We start from the raw sequence: 12203 nt of genomic DNA, 5'->3' as shown, positions 1-12203 counted from the left end.
GGACAGACCACCGGGGCCTAGCGCGGACAGGCGCCGCTTGTGGGTAAGGCCCGCCAACGGGTTGGTCTGGTCCATGAACTGGGACAACTGGCTGGTGCCGAAGAACTCCTTGATGGAGGCGACGACCGGCCGGATGTTGATGAGCGTCTGGGGAGTGATCGCCTCGACGTCCTGGGTGGTCATCCGTTCCCGGACGACCCGCTCCATCCGGGCGAGACCGAGCCGCACCTGATTCTGGATCAGCTCGCCGACCGTACGCAACCGACGGTTACCGAAGTGGTCGATGTCATCCACGTCATATGACTTGTCCTTGCCCGCATGCAGCTGCACGACATATTCGATCGTGCGGACGACGTCATCCTCGGTGAGCACGCCCACGTCGTGCGGGACGTCGACGCCGAGCTTCTTGTTCACCTTGTAGCGGCCGACCTTCGCCAGGTCGTAACGCTTCGGGTTGAAGAAGAGGTTCTCCAGCAGCGTCTGGGCCGACTCGCGTGTCGGCGGCTCACCCGGCCGGAGCTTGCGGTAAATGTCGAGCAGCGCGTCGTCCTGGCTGGATGTGTGGTCCTTTTCCAGCGTCACTCGCATCGACGGAAAATCACCGAAGCGCTCGAGGATGCGCGCCTCGTCCCAACCGAGTGCCTTGAGCAGCACGGTCACCGACTGGCGGCGCTTGCGGTCGATACGCACACCGACGGTGTCCCGCTTGTCGACCTCGAACTCCAGCCAGGCGCCCCGGGACGGGATGACCTTGCAGGAGAACAGGTCCTTGTCCGACACCTTGTCGATGGTCTTCTCGAAGTACACACCGGGCGAACGCACGAGCTGGCTGACGACAACCCGCTCGGTCCCGTTGATGACAAAGGTGCCCTTCGGAGTCATGAGCGGAAAGTCGCCCATGAACACCGTCTGGCTCTTGATCTCACCGGTGTTGTTGTTGGTGAACTCGGCCGTCACGAACATCGGGGCCGAGTACGTCATATCCTTGTCCTTGCACTCCTCGACGGAGTACTTCGGCGGTTCGAAACGGTGGTCGCGGAACGACAGTGACATCGAACCCGAGAAGTCTTCGATAGGAGAAATCTCCTCGAAGACCTCTTCGAGACCCGACGTGACGGGTACGTCGTCACGACCGGCGTCGATGGCTTCCTGAACCCGTTCCGCCCACGCCTCATTGCCGATCAGCCAGTCAAAGGACTGGGTCTGCAGGGCGAGAAGATCGGGGACCTCGAGAGGTTCGATGATCTTTGCGAACGAGATGCGGGAGGAGTTAGGCGAGGCGGCCAAGGTGGTCCTTCCGGTGGCCTGATCGTCGGGCTGGCGGTGCTCATGCGTCCTTGGGCCGCCGACAACGCGATCATGATTCTTCTCACGTTGCCCTCGGCCTCCTCGCACAATCCGGCGAAGGGTGGTCGGGTGATCAGTGTCTCGCTACGGTTGTGCGGAGTGTCGGCGGGGGTAGTCCAACGGAACGCGCTGCTGCCCCACGGTGCGGGCAGACGCGACACGGTGCGGGCAGACGCGACACGGGCGTCGGCGAGTAGTCCGTCACGACATCTTCCGAAGGAGGACACCTGTGTGGGAGGGTCATCCCAGGCTGGCGACGCGGCGGCGGTTCGGTGGCAGGTTGCGGTCAACGGTCTCGCTCGGATTACCTCGGTCCTTACGTCTGGACGGCCGCGCCACGGGACGCGGTTGCGCGCGGGGCCGGATCGTCGCGTACCCGAAGGCAACGCAAGCGCACGACGAAAGGGCAGCCCAAACGAGCAGTGTAGCCGATGGCCGCACTGCTGGCAAGGCTGCTCGACAGGTATGTCTCACCGCTTCCCGATGATGGAACTCCGTCCCGGGTGAGGTCGTCAACCCCAACCGGAAGACCGCATGCCGCACCCTAACAACATGGCACCGCAGCAGCTCACCGTAACAGCCACGGAACTGGCGTGGCACCGCGCACTCGGCCGACGACAGACTCCCGAGGGCCGGCCTTACCAGCGGCCTGCCGGAGGGGCCCCGGCAACCGGTCGGACCGCCGTTGCCCGCCTTGTCCGTTGACGAGCGGCGGCCCGACCGATCAGTGCCTACTTGACGGTGACCCCGTCGCTACTTGACGGTGACCGTCGCCCCGGCACCCTCAAGCGCGGCCTTGGCCTTCTCCGCGGCTTCCTTGGTGGCCTTCTCCAGGACCGGCTTCGGTGCGCCGTCGACGAGGTCCTTGGCCTCCTTCAGGCCCAGACTGGTCAGCGCGCGGACCTCCTTGATGACCTGGATCTTCTTGTCGCCCACAGCGGTGAGGATGACGTCGAACTCGTCCTGCTCCTCGACGACCGGCGTCTCAGCGGCCGAACCGGCACCGCCGGCAACGGCGATCGCGACCGGGGCTGCCGCGGTCACCCCGAAGGTGTCCTCGAACTGCTTCACAAACTCCGACAGCTCCAGCAGCGTCATTTCCTTGAACGCGTCCAGCAGCTCGACGGTCGACAGCTTCGCCATCGTGGCGGTCCTTCCGGTTGTGATGGCACGCCGCCCGTGGCGGGTACCGGGAACTGGTTTGGAGTATCTGGTGTAGGGCTGGACGGACAGCTCTATTCGGCGCTCGGCGCCGCCGCGGTGGGTCCGTCTGTGGCCGGTCCGTCTGTGGCCGGTCCGTCTGTGGCCGACGCCTGCGGCAGGGGGGCTTCGGACGCGGGCAGCTCGGCCTCCCGCTTGGCACGCAATGCCTCGGCCAGGCGAGCCGCCTGGGCCAGCGGCGCCGCGAACAGGCGGACCGCCTGGGCCAGCGACCCGTTCAGCGCACCGGCGAGCTTGGCGAGCAGCACCTCGCGGGACTCGAGATCGGCGAGCTTGCGGATGTCGTCTGCCGACATCGACCGGCCCTCGACGACCCCACCCTTGACGATCAGGGCGGGATTGGCGCGGGCGAAGTCACGCAGGCTCTTGGCCGCCTCGACCGGGTCGCCGGTGACGAACGCGACCGCTGTCGGGCCGACCAGGAGTTCGTCCAGACCCGTGACGCCCGCCTGCGCGGCGGCAATCCTGGTCAGGGTGTTCTTCACCACGGCGTACTCGGTGCCCTCGCCCAGCGAACGGCGTAGCTCGGTGAGCTGGCTCACCGTCAACCCGCGGTACTCGGTGAGTACCGCCGCGGACGCGCCCCGGAACGAGTCTACGATCTCTGTTACCGCGGCGACCTTTTCCGGCTTCGCCATCGGGCTCCTTCATGGGGTCTGGCCAGTCGCCCGAAAGATGCCGGATAACGACAAACGCCCCGGCGCAGGCGCACGGGGCTGAAGTACCGGGGAGTACGCGGCTAGCCGCCAGCCCCGGGGCAACGCTCCCTCACCTGCGCGGGCCGCCCGGTCATACCGGACCTTCGGTCGCCCCGGAACGGGACGACGACCAGCGGTCTTCGGTTTGGTTCTTGTCAGATAGTACACGCAACGACCAGACACGGACCGACGGGCCGCCAAGCGGCTACCACGAAGGTCCGGGTGTCCGGAGCCCCGAACACCCGGAGCCCCGGACCGCGACCCGCCGGAAAGATCAGACCGTGGCATCCTCGAGAAGGTTACGGGTACGGCTGGGATCGACCGGGATTCCCGGACCCATCGTCGTCGTCAACGTGATCTTCCTCAGATAGCGACCCTTGGACGCCGACGGCTTCACCCGGACGATCTCGTCCAACGCGACACCGTAGTTCTCGATCAACTGCTCATCGGTGAAAGCGGTCTTTCCGATCACGATATGCAGGTTGCCCTGCTTGTCCACCCGAAAATTGATCTTTCCGCCCTTGATGTCGCGGACGGCCTTGGCGATGTCAAGGGTGACGGTTCCGGTCTTGGGGTTCGGCATGAGTCCGCGTGGCCCCAGGATCCGGGCGATACGGCCGACCTTCGCCATCTGGTCGGGCGTCGCGACCGTCGCGTCGAAGTCCAGGAATCCTTCCTGGATCCGCTGCACGAGATCGTCGCTGCCGACGATATCCGCACCCGCCGCGGCGGCCTCGTCAGCCTTCTCGCCGACGGCGAAAACCGCAACCCGCGGGGACTTGCCGGTTCCGTGCGGCAGGTTCACGGTGCCGCGGACCATCTGGTCGGCCTTGCGCGGATCGACACCCAGGCGCAGCGCGACCTCGACCGTCGCGGCGTACTTGGTGGTGGACGTCTCCCGGGCCAGCGCAACGGCCTCCAGCGGCGTGTACAGGCGGTCCGCTTCGATCTTCTCGAAGGCGGCCCGGTATGCCTTGCTGCGCTTCATGTGTGTCTCCTTGTGGTCATGGCGGGCAGCCCGGACGGGCGCCCTCCCACAGTCTCCGGCCTTGGCGGTCAGCCGCTGACGGTTATGCCCATGGACCGCGCGGTCCCGGCAATGATCTTCTCGGCGGCGTCCAGGGTGGTCGCATTGAGGTCGGGCAGCTTGGTCTGGGCGATCTGGCGGATCTGCTCCGCGGTGAGGTTCGCCACCTTGGTGCGGTGCGGAACACCGCTGCCCTTCTCGATTCCGGCGGCCTTGAGGATGAGCCGTGCCGCCGGCGGGGTCTTGGTGACAAAGGTGAAGGAACGGTCGTCGTACACGGTGATCTCGACCGGGACGACATTCCCACGCTGTGACTCGGTGGCCGCGTTGTACTGCTTGCAGAACTCCATGATGTTGACGCCGTGCTGGCCGAGCGCCGGGCCCACCGGAGGTGCGGGTGTCGCCACACCGGCGTTGATCTGGAGTTTGATGACGGCCGAGATCTTCTTCTTGGGAGGCATGGTGTCGTTTCTCTCTGGGTTTCCTGGGGTCTCCGTCGGCGCAAAAAGTGCGGTGACCGCGCCGCCGTCAGCCGGCTAACGCATCGCCGGGCTGGTTGGAACCTCCGGCGGCGCGAGCACGCACATGATCGCTCCACCATCGGCCATCGGGCAGATCAGATCTTCGCAACCTGGTTGAACTGGAGCTCGACCGGGGTTTCGCGGCCGAAGATGGACACCAGCACCTTGAGCCGCTGTGCATCGAGGTTGATCTCACTGATGGTCGCGGGCAGGGTCGCGAACGGGCCGTCCATGACGGTCACCGACTCCCCGACCTCGAACTCCTGCACCCGGACCGTCTCGGCCTTCTTCTCGGGCGGTGCCGGAGGCGCGAGAATCGAAACAACCTCCTCCGTCCGCAACGGCGACGGCTTGTTGGTCAGGCCGACGAAGCCGGTCACCCCGGGAGTGTTCCGAACGGCCGACCACGACTGGTCGGTGAGGTCCATACGGACATAGATGTAGCCCGGATACTTCTTCTGCTGAACCAGCTGCCGTTTGCCGTTCTTGATGACCGGGACCTCCTCGGTCGGCACCTCGATCTGGAAGATGTACTCCTCCATGTTGAGGCTGGAGATCCGAGTCTCGAGGTTCGTCTTCACCTTGTTCTCATAGCCGGCATATGAATGAATGACGTACCAGTCTCCGGGCGCGTCCGCCAGCGCCCGCCGGACGTCGTCATCATCGTCCTCGTCGTCCTCGTCGAAGGCGGGCTGGTCGACATCCGGGGCGGCCGTGGCGAGATAGCCGGGGTCGGTGTCGGTGCCAGTGGAGCCGTCGCCGCCCTCGCCGTCCTGCGGCAGGGCGCCGGCTTCCGTGCTTGCCACCTCGTCGTGCGCCAGTGCCGCCAGCGGGTTGAGACCGTCGAGAGCCTCCCCCTGTTCGGAGGAGACGTGCTCGGGAACCTGGGACACGCGGACGTTCCTTCTCTCTTGACCGTGCTCTGTGAGCTGTGCGGGCGTTGCGGTGACATGGGTCCGCGGACCGCGGTTCATATCAACCGAAGATCGCCAACACCGCCTTGGTAAGACCGAAGTCCAGCGAGGCGACGAATGCCACCATGATCGAACAGAACATGAGCACCACCACCACATAGGTGATCAGTTCACTTCGACCCGGGTAGATGACCTTCCGAAGCTCGGCGACGATCTCTCGGTAGAAGCGCAGCGGCGAAGTACGGCGCCGGGCTGCCGGCCGGGTCGCTTGGCCGGCCCGCGGTGCCGCGTCACGTGTGTCGGTCGCCACTCACTCCACCTACCTGGTCGTCGGATACCGCAGGGGCGACAGGACTCGAACCTGCAACCGCCGGTTTTGGAGACCGGTGCTCTACCAATTGAGCCACGCCCCTTTACACCACGACCGTCGCCGCGGCAGCATCGCCGGTCGAAACGAACCCAGGCCCGACCGTGACCTTGTAGATCACGTGACCCTGAAGATCATCCGCGATGCTACATACGGGGATGACAGCCCAAGCGCGTCCACCATACTCCCTACGCGGCCCCTTACGCGGCCCACAGCCGCGAGCCTGCGATCGGGTTCACCGTCTCCGCCCCCTCAGGCTAGCCGGAAAGAGGCCGGCTGGACAGCGGCTGGCCGGCCAGTCGCTGTCCGGACATCGGCTGGCCGGACCGACTGCCCAGCTGACCGCCGACCACCTCACCCGCCCGGGGTCGCGCGATTATAGCGCGACATCGCGCGACCGGCAGGGCCAACGGTCACCGCCCACACAGCCACCTGGTCCAGATACACCGGGCACCCCGGCATGATCCGGACGGAGCGTCCCAATGATCGAGCGGGCAACCCGGTATGCGTGGCAGCATGACGGTCATGACCCGGATCTCTCACCGCGTCGGAGGCATCGCCCCTTCGGCGACACTTGCCGTGGATTCGACCGCGAAGGCGCTGCGCGCGGCCGGCCGGGACGTGATCGGCTTTGGTGCCGGCGAACCGGATTTCCCCACTCCCGACCATGTCGTCGCCGCTGCCGAGAAGGCATGCGGCGATCCGAAGATGCACCGCTACACACCGGCTGCCGGCCTACCGGAGCTCAGGGAGGCGGTGGCGGACAAGACCCGCCGCGACTCCGGCCTCGACGTCCCCGCCAGCCAGGTACTCATCACCAACGGCGGCAAGCAGGCCGTCTACATGGCGTTCGCGACCCTCCTCGACCCCGGCGACGAGGTGCTGCTGCCCGCTCCGTACTGGACGACCTACCCGGAGTCCATCCGGCTTGCCGGCGGCACGGCTGTGGACGTCGTGACCACTCCCGACCAGGGCTACCGGGTCACGGTGGAGCAGCTGGAGGCGGCTCGCACCCCCCGCACGAAGGTGCTGGTCTTCTGCTCGCCGTCCAACCCGACCGGCGCCGTACACACACCCGAGGAAGTCCGGGCGATCGGGCGTTGGGCCGCCGATGCCGGGCTGTGGGTGATCGCCGACGAGATCTACGAGCACCTGGTGTACGGCGACGCCCGCTTCGCCTCCCTGCCGGTAGAGGTCCCCGAGATCGCCGACCGCTGCATCGTCGTCAACGGCGTCGCCAAGACCTATGCGATGACGGGGTGGCGGGTCGGCTGGCTGATCGGACCGGCGGATGCCGTCAAGGCAGCCATCAACCTGCAGTCCCATGCCGCGTCCAACGTCTCCAATGTGGCACAGGCGGCGGCGCTGGCAGCCGTGGCCGGCCCGCTGGACGCGGTGGCCCAGATGCGCCTCGCCTTCGACCGACGTCGCCAGACCATGCACCGCATGCTCTCCGACACCCCCGGCGTGGTGTGTCCGATGCCGGAAGGTGCCTTCTACTGCTACCCGTCGTTGCTCGGTGTTATTGGTCGCACGCTGCGAGGACGCACCCCGACAACCTCGGCGGCCCTGACCACGCTCATCCTCGAGGAGGCCGGCGTCGCGATCGTGCCAGGTGAGGCGTTCGGGACACCCGGCTACGCCCGGTTGTCCTACGCGCTCGGCGACGACGACCTGACCACCGGTGTGCGGCGCATGTCCGATCTACTGGCCGAGGCGGACTGACCAGAAGTCGCCCAGAGGGCCAAAGGGCGCGCGATGATCGTCAGATCGCGCGCCCGGAGGCCGCAGCCCCCACAGCCCCCACAGCCCTAACGACTGACGGTGTGTCCAGGAGCCGCGCCGGACTCCCCGACACACCGTCATGGGTCGTAAGGATCGGCTGCGGATTGTCCCGGGGATCGATCAGGAAAGCTGGACGGTAGCGCGCGACCCCAACAGCACCTTGGTTCCATCGCACCGCACCGTGATTTTCACCACTACCTGGTTGTCGTCCAGCTTCTTGGCAACCACGCCGCTGACCACGACCGCGGCACCGGCATCGTCGTCCGGCACCGGCACGAACGACGAGAAGCGGACGCCGTAGTCGACGATCGCCCCGGGGTCGCCGGCCCAGTCGGTGACAAGCCGTGCCGCGCTGGCCATGGTGTACATCCCATGTGCGATGACTCCGGGCAGACCGGCCTCGGTAGCGGCCCGTTCATTCCAGTGGATCACGTTGAAGTCGCCTGACGCTCCACAGTAACGCACAAGATCTTCACGGCGGATCCGGAACTCGCGTTCCGGAATGAGGGTGCCGACCTCGACATCGTCATAGGCAACGGTCGCCGCCATCGTGGCCTCTCAGCCCTTCTCGGCCATGGCGGTTCCGCGGGAGACCAGCGACGCCCGCGCCGCTGCCACCACCTCACCAGCGGTCGTCACGAACTCGTAGTCACTGATCAACAATTCGTTGCGGCCGGCGATTCGGATGTCGGTGATCGTGCCCGACACCATAATCTCGTCGCCGGCGACGACCGGTCGGCGCAGTGAATACTGCTGCTCACCATGCACTACCAGTGAGTAGTCGAGGCCGAGCGTGGGATCATGAGTGGGAATGACTGGCCGCCACATACTGAGCGCTGTCAGAAAGGTGGGTGGCGCGACAAGATCGACGTAGCCGGCGGACTTGGCGGCATCAAGATCATAACAGAGCGGACTGTCCTCGCCGATCGCCAGGGCGAACTGCCGGATATGCTCGCGTCCGACCAGGAACGATGTGTCAGCGACAAACCTGCGCCCGACAAAATCCCGGTTGAGCGGCATTGCATGCTCCGATCTCACCGTGGTGGCGGGTTGCGCAGCAAAGCGCCCTGGGCCCGCGGGACTACTCCGACAGGCAGACAGGCCGAACAGGGCGCATGCACCGAATGCGACCGCCAAGGGGTCAGCGGGTCTCGCGATGCTCGGTGTGCGCCCGGCAGTTCGGGCAGAACTTGCGCAACTCCAGGCGATCGGGGTCGTTGCGGCGGTTCTTGCGTGTGATGTAGTTGCGGTGCTTGCACACCTGACACGCCATGGTGATCTTCGGACGGACATCGGTGGCGGCCACGGTGCTGTGCCTCTTCCTGCAGGTCGGACAAGAACGAACCAAAGCTTTTGGACATGCGGGACGACCGCGCGTCGTCCTCGGCGGGTCGTGACCCGGCCGGTAGCGGTGGCCGGATTTGAACCGGCGACACAGCGATTATGAGCCGCTTGCTCTGCCTGGCTGAGCTACACCGCCTTGGTGGATCAGCTCCGTCAGCAATCAATCCCACCGACGGAGCAGCGGCCGGATGCCGGCTGCCCGACTACCGACCGCTACCACAGAGCCCCTTTACGGAATCGAACCGTAGACCTTCTCCTTACCATGGAGACGCTCTGCCGACTGAGCTAAAGGGGCATGTGCGCGCGCTTAAGGCTACACGACAGGACGGCGCTTGGGACGGCACCCCGCCGACGAGCTCGGATCCCCGGTCGCGGCGAATCTCCGCCCGTGGGACAGGCGATCGGCACCGGCGATCCGCAACAAGTGGATCTTTAGCGAGAGCTGTCAAGATCCCAAGCCGGCGTGCTACCTAATGCTACGACGTTTCGCCCAATCGGGCCGATTGAAAACCGTGAGTAGCGACAAAGTCTATCCGGCGCCTGTGAATATATCTGTAAGTAATGAGTCAAGCGCTTAGCGTAGTCAGCGGTCGAGCGAGGCTGTCATCCGGGATCACCCATCGGCCAGTCCACCCCACCTGCCAGGGAGCCCCATGCAGATGACACCTCCCACCACCCGCCACCACGATGATCCGGGCCGATCGCCGACGCCCCGGCAACGGCGTCCCACGCGGACGGTCGCACAGACGATCACTGCCACTGCCGTGGTGACGCTCATCACGGCCGCGAGCGCCGGCGTCTCAGGCGACCTGACCGCCGCCTACGTCACCACGGCACACGTCACCACGGCACACGTCACCGCGGCACACGTCACCGCGGTAGACCTCCGCCGGGACTACGTCTCGCCCGACGACGTGCCCCTGGGCGAAGGCACGACCGTCGCGCCACCCGGCGAGGGGACGCCAACCCGAACCCGCTCGGCGCTGGCCATCCCGGCCGGCTGGCCGCGGGGCGTGGACATCTCGTCATGGCAGCACCCCGGCAGCACGGAGATCGGCTGGAACGCGGTCCGCTCGGCGGGCATCGATTTCGTCGTCATCAAGGCGACGGAGGGTAACAGTTACGCCAACCCCTACTTCGCCACTGATCGTGACCACGCGCGACAGGCTGGCCTCGCCGTCGGCGTATACCACTACGCGCGGCCCATGCTGCCGATCGCGACGGCGGTCGACCAAGCGGACCGCTTCCTTGCCATCACCGGACCGACCCGCTCCGCGGGCCAGCTGGCGCCCGTCCTCGATCTCGAGGCGCGGGGCGGGTTATCTGCCGACCAGCTCGCCGCATGGGCTCAGGCCTTCCTGGAGGAGATCGAGACCAAAACCGGGCGGGCTCCGATCCTGTACACCTATCGGTCGTTCTGGACCGATGTCATGAAGAACACGACATTGTTTTCCCGCTACCCGTTGTGGTTCGCCATCTACAACGCCGCCTCGTCCCCCGGACCCCTGCCCGGTGGCTGGCAAAAATGGTCGATATGGCAGTACACGTCGTCCGCGAGCGTCCCCGGTATCGCCGGAAACATCGACATGAACGTCTTCTGCTGCAGCGCCGGATCATTGGCGCTCAGTGCTGACGGACGGGCCAGCGAGATCGACAAGCGCTACAACGCGGAGGCTCGAGTACGTTCGCTGCTCGCGGTGCCCATCCGGAACGAAGGACCCGCCGGCGGCGGCGGGCGGTGGAGGCAGTTCCAGAAGGGACTGCTCTTCTGGTCTGTTGCCACCGACGTCCACGAGGTACACGGTGGAATCAGCGTCCGGTACCTCGCCTTGGGCGGCAGCAACAGCCTCCTGGGCCGGCCAACCAGCGATGAGGTTGACGCGGAGGCTGCTGGCAGCCGCCAGTCGGTCTTCCAGGGCGGTCGGATCTACTGGAGCCGCTCCACCGGCGCGCACGAGGTGCACGGGTCGATCCTGCGCAGCTACCTGGCGTTCGGCGCTGCCGGCTCCGACCTGGGCCTGCCGATCAGTGATGAGTACTCGGTGGACGGCGGACGCGAGAGCGCCTTCCAGTACGGCTGGCTGCGCTGGGACGAGGCCACCAACTCGGTCAGCACGATCCGCCCCTGAACAGGGGATCTGGCACACAGGGCGACCGTCTGGGGCGGGGCACATCACCCGCCGAGGGCGGGATCCGCACCCGCCAGGCGGAACCACAGGCGGAACCACACCGCCGTTGCAGACCTGCCGGAGCCGTCGTACACCTGGTCCCGGACGGGGATGTCGGGCAACGGGGCATGTCCTGGGCAGCACGAGGGCATGCCAAGGAGGGCTCACCGTCCCGTCAGGCTCCGGGGAGGATTCGTATGGAACGGGCACGCTCTGCGCACACTGATCGTGGATGGCTGGTATTTGCCGCAGTCATCATCTTCATCGCCGGCTTCCACAACATCATCTATGGAATCGCCGCACTCAGGAAGTACGCCGTCCTCATCACGGCCAACAACACCGTCATCTACCAGGATCTGGACTTCTGGGGCTGGCTGCTGCTGTGCATGGGCATCGTCCAGATCGGCACCGCTGCCGCGGTCATCACAGGCAAACAGTGGGCACGCTGGCTGGGCATCGCCATGTGCGGAATCAACGCGATCGCCCAGCTCGCCTTCCTCGCGATCTTCCCAGGCTGGTCGCTCGTCCTCATCGGGCTCGACGTGCTCGCGATCTACGGACTGACCAGGTACGACGCACCGCCGCGCGACTCCTACGACCCATACCCCGATAGCGACCGGGCTCAGACGCGGGCGGATCGGCCGGAATACACCGGATCATCCCGGCCCGGCCCGACTGGAACCTCCCGGTCCGGCCCGGACGTATCACCTCGAATCTGATCCATCGGGTCGGTCGACGGACGCGTGATCACAGCGGATCCATCAGGTCGCTGCACGATTTGCCATGACCACCGAGATCACGCGTCCAAAGA

Annotated in this window: 12 protein-coding genes, 3 tRNA genes and 1 pseudogene; 3 read left to right on the top strand and 13 right to left on the bottom strand. The window is 66.0% G+C overall.

The window, feature by feature from the left end:
* The 8 genes and pseudogenes from U9977_RS04705 to U9977_RS04670 form a co-directional block, all read right to left on the bottom strand.
* Positions 1-1287 (bottom strand): annotated as a pseudogene (locus U9977_RS04705) (DNA-directed RNA polymerase subunit beta); the annotation flags it as partial.
* A gap of 813 nt (positions 1288-2100) precedes the next feature.
* Positions 2101-2490: a 50S ribosomal protein L7/L12 gene (gene rplL / locus U9977_RS04700; RefSeq protein ID WP_416210088.1), complete on the bottom strand. Its 390-nt coding sequence runs from the start codon at positions 2488-2490 to the stop codon at positions 2101-2103.
* A 92-nt stretch (positions 2491-2582) separates the two neighbouring features.
* A complete protein-coding gene (rplJ, locus tag U9977_RS04695) occupies positions 2583-3206 on the bottom strand; it encodes a 50S ribosomal protein L10 (RefSeq protein ID WP_322747911.1) in 624 nt (207 codons plus the stop codon).
* 334 nt (positions 3207-3540) lie between these two features.
* Complete coding sequence (gene rplA, locus U9977_RS04690) at positions 3541-4254, bottom strand: 50S ribosomal protein L1 (protein ID WP_322747910.1); 714 nt, start codon at positions 4252-4254, stop codon at positions 3541-3543.
* Positions 4255-4322: 68 nt separating this feature from the next.
* Complete coding sequence (gene rplK, locus U9977_RS04685; protein ID WP_322747909.1) at positions 4323-4754, bottom strand: 50S ribosomal protein L11; 432 nt, start codon at positions 4752-4754, stop codon at positions 4323-4325.
* A 155-nt stretch (positions 4755-4909) separates the two neighbouring features.
* Entirely contained in the window at positions 4910-5707 is a 798-nt protein-coding gene (nusG, locus tag U9977_RS04680; RefSeq protein ID WP_322747908.1) for a transcription termination/antitermination protein NusG, read from the bottom strand.
* A gap of 82 nt (positions 5708-5789) precedes the next feature.
* A complete protein-coding gene (gene secE / locus U9977_RS04675; protein ID WP_322747907.1) occupies positions 5790-6038 on the bottom strand; it encodes a preprotein translocase subunit SecE in 249 nt (82 codons plus the stop codon).
* Between the two features lie 30 nt (positions 6039-6068).
* Positions 6069-6141 (bottom strand) — tRNA-Trp (locus U9977_RS04670).
* Between the two features lie 470 nt (positions 6142-6611).
* Between U9977_RS04670 and U9977_RS04665 the strand changes: the two genes are divergently transcribed.
* The gene (locus U9977_RS04665; RefSeq protein WP_322747906.1) at positions 6612-7820 is read left to right on the top strand and encodes a pyridoxal phosphate-dependent aminotransferase; all 1209 of its coding nucleotides are present in this window, start codon (positions 6612-6614) and stop codon (positions 7818-7820) included.
* Positions 7821-8000: 180 nt separating this feature from the next.
* Here U9977_RS04665 and U9977_RS04660 read toward each other — a convergent pair whose 3' ends face one another.
* From U9977_RS04660 to U9977_RS04640, 5 genes are all read right to left on the bottom strand, one after another.
* Positions 8001-8429, bottom strand: a complete 429-nt coding sequence (locus tag U9977_RS04660; RefSeq protein ID WP_322747905.1) for a MaoC/PaaZ C-terminal domain-containing protein — start codon at positions 8427-8429, stop codon at positions 8001-8003.
* A gap of 9 nt (positions 8430-8438) precedes the next feature.
* Entirely contained in the window at positions 8439-8900 is a 462-nt protein-coding gene (locus U9977_RS04655) for an FAS1-like dehydratase domain-containing protein (RefSeq protein WP_322747904.1), read from the bottom strand.
* A gap of 121 nt (positions 8901-9021) precedes the next feature.
* The gene (gene rpmG, locus U9977_RS04650; RefSeq protein WP_322747903.1) at positions 9022-9186 is read right to left on the bottom strand and encodes a 50S ribosomal protein L33; all 165 of its coding nucleotides are present in this window, start codon (positions 9184-9186) and stop codon (positions 9022-9024) included.
* A 100-nt stretch (positions 9187-9286) separates the two neighbouring features.
* Positions 9287-9360 (bottom strand) — tRNA-Met (locus tag U9977_RS04645).
* Positions 9361-9446: 86 nt separating this feature from the next.
* Positions 9447-9519: transfer RNA gene (locus U9977_RS04640), tRNA-Thr, on the bottom strand.
* A gap of 364 nt (positions 9520-9883) precedes the next feature.
* Between U9977_RS04640 and U9977_RS04635 the strand changes: the two genes are divergently transcribed.
* Positions 9884-11353, top strand: coding sequence for a GH25 family lysozyme (locus tag U9977_RS04635; protein WP_322747902.1), 1470 nt, complete (start codon positions 9884-9886; stop codon positions 11351-11353).
* Positions 11354-11589: 236 nt separating this feature from the next.
* Positions 11590-12111 (top strand): hypothetical protein, encoded by a 522-nt coding sequence (locus U9977_RS04630; RefSeq protein WP_322747901.1) that lies wholly within the window; start codon positions 11590-11592, stop codon positions 12109-12111.
* The last annotated feature ends 92 nt before the right edge of the window (positions 12112-12203 follow it).

The sequence above is a fragment of the Protofrankia sp. Cas8 genome (assembly GCF_963555845.1).
Taxonomy (GTDB): Bacteria; Actinomycetota; Actinomycetes; order Frankiales; family Frankiaceae; genus Protofrankia.
Note: the sequence above shows the minus strand (reverse complement) of the source record. Positions and strands in the feature narration are given on the sequence as shown.